The following is an 18,407-nucleotide window of genomic DNA, read 5'->3' on the forward strand; positions in this document are numbered from 1 at the left end:
CACGCCCCTTGTCTTCCTGCGAGTCTGTCCGCTGTGCAACGACGCGATTTCCTCAGTTTCACCGGCCTGGGCCTGGCCGGCCTGGCGCTTCCCTACGGCCGCAGCATCGCTGCCGAAGCGCTGCTTGAACCGGCCGACACCGCGCAGCGCCGGCGTCTGGCCGACATCGCCCTGAACGCCGCGCGCGAAGGCGGCGCGGATTATTGCGATGTGCGCATCGGCCGCTATCTGCGCCAGTCGGTCATCACCCGCGAAGCGCAGGTGCGCAACATCGTCAACGCCGAATCGGCCGGGATCGGCATCCGCGTGCTGAGCCAGGGCGCGTGGGGCTTCGCCGCGGTGGCACATGCGAACCCGGACACGGTGGCCGCCGCGGCGCGTCAGGCCGTGGCGATCGCGCGCGCCAACGCCCGCGTGCTCACGCGCAAGGTCGAACTGGCGCCGGTCAGCGGCGTCGGCGAGGTCCGCTGGGCCACGCCGGTGCGCAAGAACGCCATGGCGGTACCGATCAAGGACAAGGTCGATCTGCTGCTCTCGGTCAACGCCGCCGCGCTCAAGGCCGGCGCCGATTTCGTCAATTCGACCTTGTTCGCCATCAACGAACAAAAATACTTCGCCTCCACCGACGGCAGTTACATCGACCAGGACGTGCACCGCATCTGGCTGCCGCTGACCGCGACCGCGGTCGACAAGGCCAGCGGCAAGTTCCGCAGCCGCGACGGTTTGTCCGCGCCGATGGGCATGGGCTACGAATACCTCGACGCCGATCCGGCCGGAAAATTCGCCTTGCCCGGCGGCCTGACCGGTTACGGCCGCTCTTACGACGTGATCGAGGACGCCGCCGCCGCCGCGCGCCACGCCCGCGCCAAGCTCAAGGCGCCGTCGGTAAAACCGGGCAAATACGATCTGGTCCTGGACCCGTCCAATCTGTTCCTGACCATCCATGAGAACGTCGGCCATCCGTTGGAACTCGACCGCGTGCTCGGCTACGAGGCCAACTACGCCGGCACCAGCTTCGCCACCCTGGACAAGCGCGATCAGGGTTATCGCTACGGCAGCGAGGTGGTCAACTTCGTCGCGGACAAGACCCGCCCCGGCAGCCTGGGTGCGGTCGGCTACGACGACGAGGGCGTGAAAACCCGCGAGTGGGACCTGATCCGCGACGGCATCCTGGTGGACTATCAGGCCACGCGCGATGAAGCGCATCTGCTCGGCCACAAGCAGTCGCACGGCTGCAGCTATGCCGACTCGTGGTCGAGCGTGCAGTTCCAGCGCATGGCCAACGTGTCGTTGAAGCCGGGCAAGCAGCCGCTGAGCGTGGCCGAGATGGTCAAGGGCGTGGAGCGCGGCCTGTACGTGCACGGCCGCGGCTCGTATTCGATCGATCAGCAGCGCTACAACGCTCAGTTCGGCGGGCAGTTGTTCTTCGAGATCAAGAACGGCCAGGTGACCGGCATGATCGAGGACGCGGCCTACCAGATCCGCACGCCGGAATTCTGGAATTCCTGCGTGGCGGTGTGCGACGAACGCGACTTCCGCCTGGGCGGCTCGTTCTTCGACGGCAAGGGCCAGCCCAGCCAGGTCTCGGCGGTGTCGCACGGGTCGAGCACCTCGCGCTTCAACGGCATCAACATCATCAACACCGCGCGTGCGCTGTAAGCGATGGGCGTGATCGGCCAGGCCGCTTCATCCGCTTCATCCGCCGCGGCGCGCGGCGCGGGCAGGGCGCCGTGAACCGGGCGCAGTTCCTGCGGCTGATGCTCGGCGCCGCCGCCGGCGCGTGGCTGGCGCGTTCGCCGCCGGCGCGGGCGGGCGCCGACTACGATTTCTGGTTCACCCGGCTCAAATACGATTCCGGCGACTGGGACGTGGATCAGCGCATGCCGGCGAACCTGATCACCTCGCTGATCGACTACACCAACCTGCGCGTGGACCCGAAGGAACACGTGCTGGCGCTGGCCGATCCGAAGATGCTGACCGCGCCGTTCTGCTATCTGGCCGGGCACAAGCTGGTCGAATTCAATCCGGACGAGCGGCGCAATTTCGAACGTTATGTGCGCAATGGCGGTTTCGTGTTCGTGGACGACTGCAATCACGACATCGACGGTTTGTTCGCGAAGTCGTTCGAAGCGCAGATGGCGAAGATCTTCGGCGCCAAGGCGCTCAAGCGCTTGCCGAAGAACCACCCGATCTACCGCAGCTTCTTCGTCTTCGACGGCCCGCCGGCGACCGGCTTCGAGCTCAATGGCTGGGGCGACGATCTGGTGCACGATTATTTGCGCGGCATCGACATCGACGGCCGGCTCGGGTTGCTGTACAGCAACAAGGACTATGGCTGCGAGTGGGATTACGACTGGCGCAACAAGCGGTTTTTGGCCGAGGACAATACGAAGTTCGGGGTCAATATCGTGATGTATGCGTTGAATTCGTGAGCCGGGAGTAGGGCGTCGAGCTAGTGATTGTGCAAGGACGCGACGGCAGTTGCCCCCTTTAAAAAAGGGGGAGGCGACCGCGAAGCGGACGCGGGGGATTTGCTTTTGATTTTGCTGTTGCGCGGGAAGGGCAAAGCAAAAGCAAATCCCCCCTAGCCCCCCTTTTTCAAAGGGGGGAACTTTGACGCTGTCGTTTGGGGCAGCGTCGTTTCATGGGAAGCGTAGATGAATACGAACGTGACAAGCGGCGACGAAACCGAACTGAAAGCGCAACTCGCCCGCCTGGGCGAACTGCGCAGCGCGATCGCGCAAGCCATCGTCGGCCAGGACGAAGTCGTCGAACAATTGCTGATCGGCCTGCTCGCCGGTGGACACTGCCAGCTCGAAGGCGTGCCCGGGCTCGGCAAGACCCTGCTGGTGCGTTCGCTCGGACAGGCGCTGGAATTGCAGTTCCGCCGCGTCCAGTTCACCCCCGACCTCATGCCCAGCGACATCCTCGGCACCGAGCTGCTGGAGGAAGACCACGGCACCGGCCATCGCCATTTCCGTTTCCAGCCCGGGCCGATCTTCACCAGCCTGTTGCTGGCCGACGAACTCAACCGCACGCCGCCCAAGACCCAGGCCGCGCTGCTGGAAGCGATGCAGGAACGCACCGTCAGCTACGCCGGCGTCACCCACGCGTTGCCGGCGCCGTTCTTCGTGCTGGCGACGCAGAATCCGCTCGAACAGGCCGGGACCTATCCCTTGCCCGAAGCGCAACTGGACCGCTTCCTCCTGCATATCCGCGTCGGCTACCCCAGCGAGCGCGAAGAACACGACATCCTGCAGCAGACCACCGGCTCGCACAGCGCGCAGGTGCCGCGGGTGATGGACGGCGAGGACGTGCTGGCGCTGCAAGCGCGGGTGCGCGAGGTGCATCTGGGCGAAGACCTGCTGTTGTGGGTGACGCGGCTGGTGCGCGCGAGCCGTCCGGACGAGCGCTCGATCGCCGAAGTCAAACAATGGGTGAAGTGGGGCGCCGGCCCGCGCGCGGGCCAGTCGCTGGTGTTGGCGGCCAAGGCGCGGGCGTTGCTGCACGGGCGTTTCGCCGCGACGCGCGAGGACATCGCCGCGCTGGCCGCGCCGGTGATGCGCCATCGCCTGCTGCTGTCGTTCGCGGCCGAGGCCGAGAACAAGAGCGCCGACGACGTGATCGCCGCGTTGCTGCGCGGCGTGCCGTTCCCGGACGGCTGAGCGGCGGTGAACGGCATCGCGATCGGCCATCGTGCCGGCATCGCCGCGTCCGCGGCGGCGGCCGCGCGTGCATGCGCGCCCAGCCGCGGGAGCCGCCCGTGCACGATCTGATTCCGCCGAAAGTGCGCGCGCGCCTGCGCAACCTGCACCTGACCTCCAAGCGCGCGGTCGGCACCCACGGCATCGGCATGCACAGCAGCCGCAGCCGCGGCGCCGGCCTGGAATTCGCCCAGTACCGCGCCTACGAGCCCGGCGACGAACTGCGCCAGATCGACTGGAAACTCTACGCGCGCTCGGACCGCTTCTTCGTGCGCGAGGCCGAACGCGAAAGCCCGCTGGCGATCTGGCTGTTGCTCGACGCCACCGCCTCGATGCGCCAGGAAGACGCGGCGCGGCCGGGTTGGTCGCGACTGGACGCGGCCAAGGCGCTGAGCGCTTGCGTGGCCGAACTGGCGCTGCGCCAGGGCGACCGCTTCGGCCTGATCGTGCTGCGCGGCGACGGCCTGCGCCTGCTCGCGCCCGCGGCCGGCGCGCGCCAGCGCGATCGCCTGCTGCTGGAACTGCACACCGTGTCGGCGCAGGGCGCGTGGCCGGCGGCCGAGCAATTGCGGCCGCTGTGGGAGCGCATCGGCGCCGGCGATCTGGCGCTGATGATCGGCGACGGCTTCGATGAAGACGCGGTCGCCATCGCCGAGCGCCTGGCTTCGGCGCGGCGCGAAGTGCTGAGCCTGCGCATCGTTACCGCAGAAGAACGCGATTTTCCGTTCCGCGGCGGTTACCGCTTCCGCGACCCGGAAACCGGCGAAGAACTGCTTGGCGACGGCGCAGCGCTGCGCGATGAATTCCTCGCCCGCTTCGCCGCCGCGCGCAAGGCGCTGGACGCGCGCCTGGACGCCAGCGGCATCCGTCACGCCGAGTACGTGCTCGACGAAGAACTCGATCTGCCTCTGCGCCGTCTGTTCGGCGCGCGCGATGCGATGGAGGCGTCGTGACGCCGGTGCTGTTGCTGCCGATCGGCCTGGCCGCGCTGGCGGCGCTGGCGATCCCGCTGCTGATCCATCTGGCCCGGCGCAGCGAACAGCGGCCGACCGATTTCGCCGCGTTGCGCTGGCTGCGGCAAAAACCCAAGCCGCGTCATCGCATCCGTTTCGATGAGTGGCTGTTGTTGGCGCTGCGCCTGTTGTTGCTGGCGGCGCTGGCGCTGCTGCTGGCCCGGCCGGCGCTGTTCGGCGCGCACAGCGACACGCCCTGGGCCGTGGTGGTGCCCGGGGTCGACGCCAAGGCCGCGATTGCGCAGGACGGATCGCGGGGCCTGGAATGGCATTGGTTGGCGCCGAGGTTCCCAGCGCTCGATCGCCCGGCGCCGACGTCAGTACAGCCGGTCGCCAGCCTGCTGCGTGAGTTGGATGCGACGTTGCCGGCCGAGGTCGCCTTGACCGTGTACGCACCGCGACGGTTGACCGGCGCCGATGGCTCGCGCCTGCAACTGTCGCGGCCGCTGCAGTGGCGGATCGTGGACGGCGCCGTGACCGATGCGTCCGCGCCCGCGTCGCCGCGTTCGCCGCCGCCGCAGATTCGCTACGCCGCCGATCGCGCCGCGGCCCTGCCGTATCTGCGCGCCGCCATCGCCGCGGGCGTCGATGCGAACGCCGCGGGCGATCCCGCATCGGCGTCCATCGCGCCGATCGAACAAGCCTTCGACCCGCAGGGCCGCTCGTTGATCTGGCTGGCGCCGGGCCCGGTGCCCGCGGCGGTGAGCGCGTGGGTGGAGCAGGGCGGCAGCGTGTTGATCGATGCCGACAGCCGCTGGCCCGGTGCGGCGTTGCGGTTCGACGCGCCGGTCTGGCGCGATGGCGACGGAACGCTGCGCATCGAAGGCGCGCCGTTCGGACGCGGCCGCGTGCTGCGCCTGACCGGGCCGTTGTCGCCGCGCGCCTGGCCGCAGATGCTGCAACCCGGATTCGCCCAGCGCTGGCTCGCTTTATTCGAACCGGCCGTCGCGCAACCGGCGCGAGTGCTGGCGCAGGATTACGCGCCCAGCGCGGGCGGGCCGTCGTTCGCGCGGCCGCCGCTGGATCTGCGGCCGTGGCTGGCGCTGCTGATCGCCTTGTTGTTCCTGATCGAGCGCTGGTTCGCCACCGGCCGTCGACGCGGAGCGGCGCCATGAGCGCGGCGCAACGCCTGCATCGATACCTGCGCGATGCGCGGCGCCGGCGCGGCGTCGACCTCGCGCTGACCTTGCTGCCGTGGTTGGCGCCGGTCGCGCTACTGATCGCTCGCTGGCAGGGCGCGGCATCGGCCGGGATCGCGGTGTTCGTGGGCCTGGGCTTGATCGTAGCGATCGCCTGGCGACATGGCTCGCGATTGGATACGCCGTGGCTGATCCGCCGGCTCAACGCCTTGCGCCCCGACATGGACGACAGCGCCGATCTGTTGTTCGCGCGCGAGGAAGCTCTAAACGGGCTGCAACGCCTGCAACAGGCGCGGCTGCGGCAGCGGATCGAAACCGCACCGACAACGGAATTGCGTCCGGCGTGGTCGCGGCGCCGCTCGATCGTGTCGCTGCTGCTCGCCGCGCTCGCGTTGGCGGCTGTGGCGTTGTGGCCGGCCGCATCGGCGCCGGCCGCGCTCGATCGCTTGTCGCCATCGCCGCAAATCGCCGCCGCGCCGGGCCAAGCCCGGCTGATCCAGCAGGCCTTGCGCATCGACTCCCCGGCGTACACCGCGCTGCCGCCGCGCAACGAGCCGAGCCTGGAAGGCCGCGTCGCCGAAGGCGCACGCCTGCGCTGGACGCTGCGCTTCCAACCGCAGCCCAGCGCAGTGGCGCTGGTGTTCCACGACGGCCAGCGGCTGGAGCTGAGCCGCGCCGGCGAGGACTGGAGCGCGCAACGGGTGATGACGAAGTCGGTGCTATATCGCATCGAAGCGACCAGCGCGCCGCCAGCGCAGACGCGCAGGCTCTATCGCATCGACGTCACTCCCGACCGTGCGCCGCAACTGCGCGTAGTCGAACCCGATCGCGGACTGAGCCTGATGACGCCCGGGCAGAAGGCCTGGCCGCTCGCGTTCGAGGCCAGCGACGATTACGGCCTGGCCGACAACGCGCGGCTGCGCATCACCCTGGCCCAGGGTAGCGGCGAGAACATCACTTTCCGCGAGCAGTTCGTCAACGTGCGCGGCAGCGGCGGTGCGCGGCTCAAGCGTTACCGGCACCGGCTGGATCTGGCCGCGCTCGGCTTCGCCGTCGGCGACGATCTGATCGTGCAACTCGCGGTCGACGACCATCGCGCGCCCAAGCCGCAGAGCGCCTTGAGTCCGAGCCTGATCCTGCGCTGGCCGGCCGATCTGGGCAGCGAGGCCACCGGCATCGAGGGCATGGTCAAGACCACCTTGCCGGCGTACTTCCGCAGCCAGCGCCAGATCATCATCGACGCCGAAGCGCTGATCGCGCAGCGGCGCAAGCTCGACGGCGAGCGTTTCCTCAAACGCTCGGACGAGATCGGCGTGGATCAGCGCCTGCTGCGGCTGCGCTATGGCCAGTTCCTCGGCGAAGAAGCCGAGGGCGAGCCGAAGTTGCCGACCAGCGACAGCGAACAGACGGCAGACGACGCGCACCCGACCGAGGCCGGCGCCGCGACCAAGTCCGAGGCGCACGACGATCACGACGATCACGATCACGACCACGCGCCCGACGCCAAGCCGGCGGTGTTCGGCGAAGAAGGCTCGGTGCTGGAGCAATACGGCCACACCCACGATCACGCCGAGGCCGCGACCTTGCTCGATCCGCAGACCCGCAAGCTGCTCAAGTCCGCGCTCGACGAGATGTGGCAATCGGAGCTGCATCTGCGCCAGGGCCATCCGCAACAGGCCTTGCCGTATGCGTACAAGGCGCTGGCCTTCATCAAGCAGGTGCAGCAGGCCAGCCGCATCTATCTGGCGCGGGTCGGGCCGGAGTTGCCGCCGATCGACGAAACCCGCCGGCTCGGCGGCGAACGCAAGGGACTGGCGCGGCGCGGCGATGAGCTGCGCGCGGCCACCGCGTCCGATCCGACCCTGACCGCGTTGTGGCGCGAACTCGAACCCGGCGCGGGCGGCGCGGCATCGGCGTCGATCGACTACGCCGCGCTGGAGCGCTGGCTGCGCGAACACGACGAGCGCGTGCCCGATCCGCTGGCCTTCGCCGCCGCGTTGGCGGCCTTGCGCGATCAACCCGATTGCGTGAGCTGCCGGGCGCAACTGCGCGGCCTGTTGTGGCCGCTGTTGAACCGGCCGGCGGCGTCGGTGCGGCCGCGCGACGGCGGCGACGCCAGCGACCGGCGTTACTTCGACGCCTTGCGGCAGGCGCGGCCATGAGCGCGGGCATGAACCTCGAACTCGCCGTCGCCCTCGTGCTGGGACTGGCCGCGATCCTAGCGACCGCGCGGCTGTTGTATCGCCAGTACCGTAGCGATGCGTCGACGCGCTCGCGCGGCTGGCGCATGGCGGTGCTGCTGATCGCGCAACCGCTGATCGCCGCGCTGCTGTATTTCGCCGTGTTGCCGCCGCGGTTGCCGGGTCAGGCCGGAACCATGATCGTCAGCACTGCCGGCACCGCCGACGGCGCCAGCCAGGGCGCCGGCGATATCCGCGTGGCCTTGCCCGAAGCGCCGCCCGCCGCGGTCGGCGAACGCGTTGCGGATCTGGCCAGCGCGCTGCGCCGCCATCCCGGCACCCAGCGCTTGCGCGTACTCGGCGCGGGTCTGCCGCCGCGCGATCGCGACGCCGCGCGCGGGCTGGCGATCGAATTCGTCGCCGCGCCATTGCCGCGCGGGTTGAGCGGGCTGTGGTCGCCGGCGCGGGTCGGCGAAGGCGAAGAGTTCTGGCTGTCCGGACGGGTCGAAGCCATGCCGGGCGGCAGCGTGGAACTGCTCGATCCAGGCTCGCAGCGGGTGGACCGCGCGGAGCCGCGCGGCGACGGCGGCTTCGCCCTGAGCGCGGTCGCGCGCAGCGCCGGGTTGGCGATGTTCCGGTTGCGTTTGCGCGATGCGCGCCAGCAGGTGATCGAACAGGTCGACGTGCCGGTCGCGATCGAAGCGCGGCCAGCGCCGAAGCTGTTGTTGCTGGCGGGCGCGCCCGGTCCCGAGCTCAAGTATCTGCGCCGCTGGGCCGCCGACGCCGGGCTCAAGCCGCACACCCAGATCAGCGTCGGCGCGGGGCTGCAGCTCGGCGATGCGCCGTTGAGTCTGAACGTGGCGACCCTGGCCGGATTCGATCTGCTGGTGTTGGACGAACGCGCTTGGGAATCGCTCGGCGAAACGCAGCGCAACGCGGTGATCGCGGCGGCGCGCGGCGGCCTGGGCGTCTTGTTGCGCGTCGGCGGGCCGTTGTCGCCGCGCACCCGCGCGCAGTTGCGCGAACTGGGGTTCGAGCCCGGTGCCGGCGCGGACGCGAGCGAACTGCGTCTGCCGGCGCTCGGTGCCGACGAAGCGGCCACGCGCGCGCGCCTGGGGCCGGGCAGCGTCGACGCGCCGCGTCCGCGCGATCAGGCGCCGGCCGAGGCGCCGGTATTGACGCGGCGCGTGCTGGCGCTCGACGGCGCCACCTTGCAACCGCTGGCGCGCGATGCCGACGGCAAGGCGTATGCGGCGTGGCGCGCGCTCGGGCAGGGACGGATGGCGCTGTGGGGCCTGAGCGACAGTTTCAAGCTGGTGCTGGCCGGGCGCGACGATCTGCATGGCCGGCTGTGGAGCGATGCGTTGTCGACGCTGGCTCGGGCGCGTTCGAGCGAAGCGGCGCGCATCGACGGTTGGCCGCGCCAGGATGAGCGCACGCGCATGTGCGGCCTCGCCGACGGCGCGCAGGTTCTGCCGCCGCGCGGGCCGGCGGTGGCGCTGGCGATCGATCCGGATGCGGGACGCGAGCGCTGCGCCGGGTTCTGGCCGGCGTCGGCGGGCTGGCATTCGCTGCGGCAAGGCGAGCGCTTGCTGCCGTTCTATGTGCGCGCTCGCGATGAAGCGCCGGGGTTGCGGGCCAGCGAGTTGCGCGAGGCCACGGCGGGGTTGAGTCTGGCGTCGGCGCGACGCGGTAGTGCGGCGGGACTGCCGGCCGCCGATGGCGAACGCGGCTCGCCTTGGCCGTGGTTCTTCGTCTGGCTGATGCTCAGCGCGGGCTTGTGGTGGTTCGAGCGTTCGCTGCGCGGTCGCTATTCGCCGGCGGCGGAGTAGGGCGAGCCGGGCTTTGATCGGAAAGCGTCGGGGCTAAAGCCCCTCCCACAAAAGATTGCCCGGTCTTCGCGAGGCGACGAGGTTTTTTTGTGGGAGGGGCTTCAGCCCCGATGCTTTCCGCTCAGCCACCGCGAACCAAAAACCCTCAAATCGACTGCATCCGCCCGCCATCCACCGCCAGACTCACGCCGTTGACGTACCCCGCCGCCGGCGAACACAGAAACGCGATGCACGCGGCGATCTCCGCCGCTTCGGCGAAACGGTTGAGCGGCACGGTCCTGCGCATGGCCTCGATCACCGCGTCCTCGCTCTGGCCGCTGTTGCGCGCGCGATCGCCGATGATCTGTTCGATGCGCGCGGTCTTGGTATAGCCGGGCAATACGTTGTTGACGGTGATGCCGTCGATGGCCAGTTCGCGCGACAAGGTCTTGGCCCAACTGGCGACGGCGCCGCGGATCGTGTTGGACACGCCCAGGCCGGCGATGGGTTCCTTGACCGAGGTCGAGATCACGTTGACCACGCGGCCCCACTGCGCCGAGCGCATGCCCGGCAGCACCGCGCGCACCAGGGTCTGATTGGCGATCAGGTGGCGCGCGAACGCGTCCTGATAGGCCGCATCGAGCGCGGTATGCGCCGGCCCGCCCGGCGGACCGCCGGTATTGTTGACCAGGATATGCACCGGCTTGCCGGCCGCCAGCGCCGCCACCTGCGCGCTGAGCGCGGCGGCGTCGCCGACGTCGGCGGCGATCCAGCCGTGCGCCTGCGCGCCGCTGCGCGGCAGGCCTTCGGCGACCGCGGCCAGGGCCTCGGGGCGGCGCGCCAGCACGGTGACGTCGCAGCCGAGCAGGGCCAGTTCGTGCGCGCTTGCGCGGCCGATGCCTTCGGAGGCGCCGCAGACCAGGGCATGTTTGCCGGTGAGGTTGAGGTCCATGCGGGGCTCCGGATGCGGCGACGGTGAGCGTTCGTGTAGCGCGTCAGTGGCGCGGCGGCAGCTTTTGCATCATCAGCGCGGCCAGCGCCTGATCGTCGGCGGCCTGCGGCGGCGTCAGTTCGGCCAGCGAGAAACCGCGGCTTTGCGCGTCGTCATCGTCCAGGCCGCTGAGTTCGACGAACTCCGCGTCCATCAGCGCCGCACGCGCGGTGTCTTCGCTGTCGTAGGGCAGGACCTTGCCGTCGCTGTCCAGGACCTCGGCGGTGCCGGCTTCGAGCACGCGCAGCCGCGCCCAGACCAGGGTGCGGCCGAGCGTGGCCAGCCACCATTGTTCGTTTTCGTACGTATCGTTCATCAGGACACCACGGAGGAAAGCAGCCAGAGCAGGCCGGCGCAGGCCAGCGACGCGAACACGATCAGCAGCGACACCCGCGCCGGCGTCGCCAGACCGTCGAGATTGCGGTCGGCGGCGGCGCGATAGCGCTGGCGCAGCAGCCAGTTCCACGCCGCCGGATGCACGAACGCGGCCTCGCCGAGTTGCCCGCGCAGGGCCGGATGGCGGTCGCGCAGATGCACCAGCGCCAGCGGCCAGAAGATCGCGAAGGCGCAGAACGCGGATATCGCGATGCCTACGAAGGTCAGGGCCAGGAACAAGATCACTTGAGCATTACCTCTTTAACCGGACGAAGCGGCGATGCGAGTCGAACTGCCACTTGGCGATTCAAGTCGAGTGCCGCGCCGTTTCACGCGTATCGCGTACTTTTCAGACCGTCATCCCCGCGAAGGCGGGGATCCAGGGCTGTACCGCGACATGGCTCTGAAGTCTCTGGATCCCCGCCTTCGCGGGGATGACGAGCAAAAAAGCGAAGACCGAAGCACACGCTCCGCCTCGACGGGGCGCGTGCCGCGAATCAGAATTCCGCATTACCCGGCGCGCGCGGATACGCGATCGCATCGCGGATATTGCTCAGCCCGCACACGTACACCACCAGGCGCTCGAAGCCCAGGCCGAAACCGGCGTGCGGGACCGAGCCGTAGCGGCGGAAATCGCGGTACCAGCCATAGTGCGCCGGGTCCAGGCCGAACTGCGCCATGCGCGCGTCGAGCACGTCCAGACGCTCTTCGCGCTGGCTGCCGCCGATGATCTCGCCGATGCCCGGGGCCAGCACGTCCATCGCCGCGACGGTCTTGCCGTCGTCGTTCAGGCGCATGTAGAAGGCCTTGAAGTGCTCGGGGTAATTGGTCACCACCACCGGGCGGCCGACGTGCTGCTCGGTCAGCCAGCGCTCGTGCTCGGTCTGCAGGTCCAGGCCCCATTCGACCGGGAACTCGAACTTCTGCCCGGACTTCTGCAGCAGGCCGATCGCATCGGTGTAGTCGATGCGTTCGAACGGCGCGTTGACGAAATTCTCGAGCCGGGTCAGCGCGGTCGGCTCGACCCGTTCGGCGATGAAGGCCAGATCGTCGGCGCGTTCGCTGAGCACGGCGCGGAACAGGTACTTGAGGAAGTCCTCCGCCAGCTGCGCGTTGGCGGCCAGATCGTTGAACGCGACCTCCGGCTCGATCATCCAGAACTCGGCCAGATGGCGCGTGGTGTTGCTGTTCTCGGCGCGGAAGGTCGGGCCGAAGGTGTAGACCTTGCTCATCGCCAGCGCGTAGGCCTCGGCGTTGAGCTGGCCGGACACGGTCAGGAAGGTTTCCTTGCCGAAGAAGTCGCGCGAGAAATCCACCGCGCCTTCCTTGTCGCGCGGCAGGTTGACCAGGTCCAGCGTGGACACGCGGAACATCTGCCCGGCGCCTTCCGCGTCGGAGGTGGTGATGATCGGCGTGCTGATCCAGAAATAACCGTTCTCATGGAAGAAACGGTGCACGGCTTGGGCCAGCGAGTTGCGGATGCGGGTGACCGCGCCGAACAGGTTGGTGCGTGGGCGCAGGTGGGCGAATTCGCGCAGGTACTCCAGCGTGTGCTGCTTGGGCTGCATGGGGTAGGTGAGCGGGTCCTCGACCCAGCCGACCACGTCCAGCTTGCTGGCCTGGATCTCGAAACTCTGGCCCTGGCCTTGCGATGCGACCAGATGGCCGGTGGCGATCACCGCGCAGCCGGCGGTGAGGTGCTTGACCTCATCGTCGTAATTCGACAGCGCATTGGTGGCGACCACCTGGATCGGCGCGAAGCAGGAGCCGTCGCTGACGTTGACGAAGCTCAGTCCGGCCTTGGAATCGCGCCGGGTGCGCACCCAGCCGCGTACCGTGACCTCGCCGCCCGCCGGGATCTTGCCCGCGAGTGCCTGTTCGACGCTTACCACCGTCATGTCGTGCCGCCTTAGCGCAATGAAAAGTGAGGGACGGCGATCATAACGGATGGGACCGGCGCAGCGCGCCGCCGGCGGCGCCCGTAGACTGCGCTATCGATCACGGGTGGGGCGCGGCATGAGCGGAATCGGGGCGGGCGGCAAGGGCCGGATCGGCGCGCGGCGATGGCTGCGGGGCGGTGCGCGGACGGCGCGGGCGTGGGCCGCGCTGGCGCTGCTGTGCTGCGCGGGCGGCGTATCGGCGCAGGAGCCGATGCCCAAATCGGCGCTGTTGCCCGAGCCGGAGATGGTCTCGCTGGACGAAGCCCACGCCGCCCATTTCGCCGGTCTGGCGCTGAGCTGCGTGGGCCGCGAGTACCCGAACAAGATCGCCCACCGCCTGGAAGGCGCCGGCGATGTCGCCGCGCCGAGCAAACTCTATCCGGCGTTTTTCGGCTGCTACGACTGGCATTCCTCGGTCCACGGCCACTGGCTGCTGGCGCGGCTGGCGCAGCGGTTTCCGCAGGCGCCGTTCGCCGTCCAGGCCCGCGCGGCGCTGGCGCGCAGCCTGACGTCGGGCAATCTCGCCGGCGAACTGGCCTATCTGCGCCACGCCGACGAGAGTTTCGAACGTCCCTACGGCCTGGCCTGGCTGCTGCAACTGGGCGCGCAACTGCGCGGCTGGGACGACCCGCAGGCGCGGCAATGGGCGAAGGCGCTGGAGCCGCTGGAACGCGAGGCGTCGGAGCGGTTGCAGCGCTGGCTGCCCAAGCTGACCAAGCCGATCCGGGTCGGCGAACACAGCCAGACCGCGTTCGCTTTCGGCCTGGCCCTGGACTGGACCCGGGTCAGCGGCGACAACGCCCTGCGCGAGGCGCTGATCGTCCGTTCGCGCATCTATTACCTGCGCGACCGCGACTGCCCGCTGGCGTACGAACCTTCGGGTCAGGACTTCCTCTCGCCGTGCCTGGCCGAGGCCGATCTGATGCGGCGGGTGCTGCCGGCGCCGGAATTCGCCCGCTGGCTCAAGGACTTCCTGCCGCGGATTCCGCGCCGGGCCCGCGCCGACTGGCTGAGCCCGGGGCTGGTGCTGGACCCGGGCGACGGCAAGCTGGCGCACCTGGACGGGCTCAATCTCAGCCGCGCCTGGATGTTGGAAGGCATCGCCCGCGGCCTGCCGCCGCGCGACCGCCGCATCGGCGCCTTGCGCGCGGCCGCGGCGGTGCATCGCGAACTGGGGCTGATCGCGGTCGGCGACACTCACTACGCCGGCGCGCATTGGCTGGGCAGTTTCGCGACCTATCTGCTGGCGCCGCCGGAGTCAGAACCGGCGCCGGGCGCGAGCGCGGCGGGCGGGGGCGGGTGACTCCAATTGCGGCCGATCGGCGCTGATCGGCGCCGATCGAAGCCCGAACCGCGGCGAACCCTGGCACCGCCGCCGGTTCAGCCCGGCTTGAACCGGCCGCACATGCCGCCATATCGGGTACAGCCCCCGAATGCCGGACTGATAAGATTCCGTCATCGGTGAATCATCGCAGCCGGCCGGACCGACCGGCTCAGCCAGCACGTCGAGCCGCATCCTACGAGTACCGTCATGCCCGTCACCCTCGCTCCCGCCGCTCTTGCCCGCGTCCAGAACTTCCTGGCCGAGACGCCGACCGCCCTGGGCCTGCGTTTCGGCGTGACCCGCACCGGTTGCTCGGGCTGGCAGCACACCGCCGACCTGGCCCGCGAAGAACGCGCCGGCGACACCGTGTTCGAACAGGACGGCGTGCGCATCTACGTCGATCCGATCAGCCTGCCGCTGGTCGAAGGCACCCGCATCGATTTCCTCAAGCAGGGCCTGGGCGAGATGTTCGTGTTCCAGAACCCCAATGCCACCGCGGAATGCGGTTGCGGTGAGAGCTTCACCACGCAGGTCGACGCGGCCTGACGCCACGCGGCCCGAAACCGGGCCGGCGGTTTCCCATCACTGCTCCGGTTGGCCGGAACGCTCGCCGTCGGCGACAGGCTGGCAGCCTGCGTCGAGACGCTTGCAGACGCGCATGGGCTGGTTGTTTTTCGGGCCGATGCTCAACCGAACCAGCGAGATGCCGAGTGTGCGCGGGTCCTGGCCGATCCCGAGCTGCCGCGGCGAGGTCGGCTGCGGCACGCGGATCACCAAGGTCCGGGCATCGACCACATCGGGAAAATACAGCGTGCGAACCTGCGCCGTGGCCTCCAGCAGCAGCGGCCGCTCCATGTCGCCGAGCGCAATGGCGAACGGTCGACCGATGTTGGGTCCGAACGCGCTGGCTTCGATGGTCACCTGCAGGTCGCCGGAAATCGGCTCATCGAGAACCAGCACGACTTGTTTGTCCTGCGACCAGCGTCCGAACGATTCCGGCGCCGCCAGGCCTTGCGCCGATTTCACCGAAGCCGGCAGCGGCTTGCTGAAATCCAGCGTATCGCGCTTGCGCAGCCAGTAGACAGTGAAACCCTCGTACGCCCGCTTGCGGTGGTAACTGCCGGGCGGCAGTTGCCAATCGTCGAACAACACCGCGCTATCGCGCGTCCAGTCCAGGCCTTTGTCGAAGCCGCCGCTGGGATTGGTGGCGACGACTTCGAGCGTGTTCGAGTCGGCATAGAACTTCGCCTTGAGCAGTCCGGCGTATAGATCGCCCACCAACTGCCCATGTCGGGCGACATCGGGGTACTGGGTACGGAGCAACTGCCCGGCCTGCGTGAACGGGTCGGCGTAGGTGCGCGAACGCGTCGTCACCGTCGCCGCCGTCGTGCCCGCGGCGACGATCAGCACGTAGTAGCCCAGGGCGGCCAGACGGGCCTTGCGCAGATCGCTGAAAATGAAACTCAAGCAGGCGATCGCGCCGATGCCGCCGATCAGCGCCGGCAACAGGCGCCGGCCCTGGACCCAGCTCAATTCGGGCGAATCGACGAAATACGGGGTGTAGAGCCGAAGTCCGATGGTGGCCGCATACAGCATCAGCAGCGCGATGATCACCGTCGCGACGCGGGTGAGCGTCTTCTTCCACGCTGCCGGATGGGACTCCAGTCCGCGCCAGGCGAGCGGACCGAGCAACAGCAGCGGCAAGCAGAAATCGTAATAGCGCTGGTGCAGGCGGCCGATGTTTTCGCTGTAGCTCATGCTGGCGGTGAAATACGCGGTGATCGTCACCAGCGCCGCCAACATGGTCAACCCGAACAGGACCGCGCTGCGCGCGCGTTGCGATTCCTCGTCGTTGCCACGCACCAGATTGAACACGGCGGCGACCAGCAACGGTCCGAACAGCATGCACAGCCCGATCACATGGCCCCAGCCGGACTTCATCGTGTTCAAGATCAGCGCGCCCAGCGGAAGTTGTCCCTTGCTCACGTTCGCCTGGGTCGAATAGAACTCGCCCATCAAGCTCAGCGCGCCCTTTCCGCCGAGCACATAGCCCAGGCCGAAGCGCACGGCGAAGAACACCGCGACGGTCGCAGCCAGTACGACCAACGCTGGTTTAAGCCGGCCGCGCACTCCGGGCCACAGCGCGTCGATCAGCACGAAGGCGCAAAAGCCGCCCAGCAAGAACAAGGCATGCAGCTTGACCAGGCACATCAGGCCGAGCATCGCGCCGCATTGGGCCGCATAGCGCCAAGGGCGGGCGGCATACGGACGCAGCGCCACGAAGCTCAGCACCCAGAACATGAAGAAATACAGCGATTCGGGCATGAACAAGGTGGCGAACGAATTGGCCGGCGCGGCGATCGCCACCAGCGTCAGCGCCACGGCTTTTCCCGGGCTGGTGTAAGGCTTGAGCACCGCGTAGATGAAGGGCGCCGCGGCGACGAAGAAAATCGCGTTCAACCAGCGCGCACAGCTCAGAAAGTCGTCGCCGCATTGATTGGTCAGCCGGTATATCCACAAATACAGATAGGACGGGATTTTCGCATCCGCGATCGGAGCCAGGCGCGAGTTGGAGCTGTACGTCCATTCATCGCCGAATACCGATGCGTACAGGCCGGTATCGCGCACGACGATCGCCGCCAGCACCGCGACGGCGCCGAGCGCGAGAACTGCATTCCAGTGATTAAAACGGGTCGGCTGATCGAGCTTCAACAGAACTTGTCCTTGCGATGAAGTTGAGGCGCGCGGCCGGATCGGCTGTCGAGCCGGCGCGGGCGCGGATACCGAGCCATTATCTATCGCGAAGCTTGTCCGGCAGCAGGGGAGCGATGGTGCGGGACGGAACATTGGCCACGTCGAAGGCAACGAAGGCGAGCACGAACTGCAAGCCCACGATCAACGGCAACGCCGCCAGCATCACCGAGCCGGCCGGCGTGGTCACGCCCAACTGCATGGACGAGAACCACTGCCAGCAGCCGTAGATCAGGCCGAAGGCAATGAGCACGCTGCCGAACGCCAGTTCCAGCGACGCGGCCGACATGTCGCGCAGGAAATAGTTGTAGAAGATGCGCTTGAAGAAATTGCGGATGTGCTTGCCGAGGAACTCGCCGAAGATCTTGCGGATGTGCAGGTTGCTTTCCTCGTCCGCGTAGACCGCGTCCATCGGGATGTCCAGCACGGCCGCGCGGGCGATATTGAGCCGGAACAGCAGATCGGTCTCGAAGAAATAGCGGCGGCTGATGCGGTCGAACGGCAAATGCGCGGCGACCCGGGTATGGATGGCGGTGTAACCGTTGGTGGGATCGAAGGTGTTCCAGTAGCCGGTCGACAGCTTGCTCAGGAACGACAGGCCGGCGTTGCCGATCAGGCGGATCTTGGGCATGCGCTGGATCTGCGACAGATCGTAGAAGCGGTTGCCCTTGGTGTAGTCGGCGCGGCCTTCGAGGATGGGCTGGACGAAGATGGGCAGCAGGCGCGGGTCCATCTGGCCGTCGCCGTCGATCTTGACCGCGATGGCGAAGCCGTCCGCCGCCGCCGCCGCGTAGCCGGTCATGACCGCGCCGCCGACGCCCTGGTTGACCTCATGCCGCAGCACCGCCACGCGCGGGTCGCGGCAGTTCTCCGCGACGTAGCGTCCGCTTTCGTCCGGGCACTGATCGTCGACCACGTAGATGCGCTCCACTTCCGGGCCGATCGCCTGGATCACCGCGAGAATGTGACGGCGAACCTTGTAGCTGGGGATCACCACCGCGATGCGGGGCGGGGCGGACAAATCGGGGACGTTCAATACAGAGGCCTGCGGGTCGGCGCGTGCGGGACGCAGGGCGCCATGGTAACCAAACCGTCGCCGCGAGCCGATCCCGCGATCGCCGAGCCGAAGTTCAGGAAGGCCGACGCCGGCGCTTCGCCCAACTTCTGTCACGCGGCCGG

15 protein-coding genes are annotated in these 18,407 nt (G+C 68.6%); 9 read left to right on the top strand and 6 right to left on the bottom strand.

The window, feature by feature from the left end; all coding sequences use genetic code 11:
* Positions 1–33: 33 nt before the first annotated feature.
* From J7J50_RS12745 to J7J50_RS12775, 7 genes are all read left to right on the top strand, one after another.
* The gene (locus J7J50_RS12745; RefSeq protein ID WP_215058497.1) at positions 34–1,659 is read left to right on the top strand and encodes a TldD/PmbA family protein; all 1,626 of its coding nucleotides are present in this window, start codon (positions 34–36) and stop codon (positions 1,657–1,659) included.
* Between the two features lie 98 nt (positions 1,660–1,757).
* Complete coding sequence (locus tag J7J50_RS12750) at positions 1,758–2,432, top strand: DUF4159 domain-containing protein (RefSeq protein ID WP_215058714.1); 675 nt, start codon at positions 1,758–1,760, stop codon at positions 2,430–2,432.
* Positions 2,433–2,657: 225 nt separating this feature from the next.
* Positions 2,658–3,665: a MoxR family ATPase gene (locus J7J50_RS12755; protein ID WP_215058498.1), complete on the top strand. Its 1,008-nt coding sequence runs from the start codon at positions 2,658–2,660 to the stop codon at positions 3,663–3,665.
* A gap of 98 nt (positions 3,666–3,763) precedes the next feature.
* Positions 3,764–4,657, top strand: a complete 894-nt coding sequence (locus tag J7J50_RS12760) for a DUF58 domain-containing protein (protein WP_343222495.1) — start codon at positions 3,764–3,766, stop codon at positions 4,655–4,657.
* Complete coding sequence (locus J7J50_RS12765; protein ID WP_215058500.1) at positions 4,654–5,832, top strand: BatA domain-containing protein; 1,179 nt, start codon at positions 4,654–4,656, stop codon at positions 5,830–5,832. Before J7J50_RS12760 ends, J7J50_RS12765 begins: the two co-directional genes overlap by 4 nt.
* Positions 5,829–8,018, top strand: a complete 2,190-nt coding sequence (locus J7J50_RS12770) for a DUF4175 domain-containing protein (protein ID WP_215058501.1) — start codon at positions 5,829–5,831, stop codon at positions 8,016–8,018. Before J7J50_RS12765 ends, J7J50_RS12770 begins: the two co-directional genes overlap by 4 nt.
* An 8-nt stretch (positions 8,019–8,026) precedes the next feature.
* Positions 8,027–9,868 carry a carboxypeptidase regulatory-like domain-containing protein gene (locus tag J7J50_RS12775; RefSeq protein WP_215058502.1) on the top strand — a complete coding sequence of 614 codons (1,842 nt, stop codon included), beginning with the start codon at positions 8,027–8,029 and terminating at the stop codon, positions 9,866–9,868.
* A gap of 145 nt (positions 9,869–10,013) precedes the next feature.
* On the opposite strand, the gene J7J50_RS12780 is transcribed toward J7J50_RS12775, so the two are convergent.
* The 4 genes from J7J50_RS12780 to asnS all read right to left on the bottom strand — a co-directional run bounded on the left by J7J50_RS12780 (position 10,014) and on the right by asnS (position 13,111).
* Positions 10,014–10,799 (bottom strand): SDR family NAD(P)-dependent oxidoreductase, encoded by a 786-nt coding sequence (locus J7J50_RS12780; RefSeq protein ID WP_215058503.1) that lies wholly within the window; start codon positions 10,797–10,799, stop codon positions 10,014–10,016.
* 43 nt (positions 10,800–10,842) lie between these two features.
* A complete protein-coding gene (locus J7J50_RS12785) occupies positions 10,843–11,154 on the bottom strand; it encodes a hypothetical protein (protein ID WP_215058504.1) in 312 nt (103 codons plus the stop codon).
* Positions 11,154–11,459, bottom strand: coding sequence for a hypothetical protein (locus J7J50_RS12790; RefSeq protein ID WP_215058505.1), 306 nt, complete (start codon positions 11,457–11,459; stop codon positions 11,154–11,156). Before J7J50_RS12790 ends, J7J50_RS12785 begins: the two co-directional genes overlap by 1 nt.
* Before the next feature lie 251 nt (positions 11,460–11,710).
* Positions 11,711–13,111: an asparagine--tRNA ligase gene (asnS, locus tag J7J50_RS12795; RefSeq protein WP_215058506.1), complete on the bottom strand. Its 1,401-nt coding sequence runs from the start codon at positions 13,109–13,111 to the stop codon at positions 11,711–11,713.
* A 118-nt stretch (positions 13,112–13,229) separates the two neighbouring features.
* On the opposite strand from asnS, the gene J7J50_RS12800 reads away from it, so the two are divergent.
* Together J7J50_RS12800 and J7J50_RS12805 are read left to right on the top strand one after the other, a co-directional pair.
* The gene (locus J7J50_RS12800) at positions 13,230–14,456 is read left to right on the top strand and encodes a DUF2891 domain-containing protein (protein ID WP_215058507.1); all 1,227 of its coding nucleotides are present in this window, start codon (positions 13,230–13,232) and stop codon (positions 14,454–14,456) included.
* Between the two features lie 228 nt (positions 14,457–14,684).
* Complete coding sequence (locus J7J50_RS12805) at positions 14,685–15,023, top strand: iron-sulfur cluster assembly accessory protein (RefSeq protein WP_215058508.1); 339 nt, start codon at positions 14,685–14,687, stop codon at positions 15,021–15,023.
* A gap of 36 nt (positions 15,024–15,059) precedes the next feature.
* On the opposite strand, the gene J7J50_RS12810 is transcribed toward J7J50_RS12805, so the two are convergent.
* Both J7J50_RS12810 and J7J50_RS12815 read right to left on the bottom strand, forming a co-directional pair.
* Positions 15,060–17,189 carry a glycosyltransferase family 39 protein gene (locus tag J7J50_RS12810; RefSeq protein WP_215058509.1) on the bottom strand — a complete coding sequence of 710 codons (2,130 nt, stop codon included), beginning with the start codon at positions 17,187–17,189 and terminating at the stop codon, positions 15,060–15,062.
* 79 nt (positions 17,190–17,268) lie between these two features.
* Positions 17,269–18,249 carry a glycosyltransferase gene (locus tag J7J50_RS12815; RefSeq protein ID WP_215058510.1) on the bottom strand — a complete coding sequence of 327 codons (981 nt, stop codon included), beginning with the start codon at positions 18,247–18,249 and terminating at the stop codon, positions 17,269–17,271.
* Positions 18,250–18,407: the final 158 nt, after the last annotated feature.

The organism is Lysobacter sp. ISL-50, from assembly GCF_018612875.1.
In the GTDB taxonomy this organism is placed as follows: Bacteria; Pseudomonadota; Gammaproteobacteria; order Xanthomonadales; family Xanthomonadaceae; genus Lysobacter.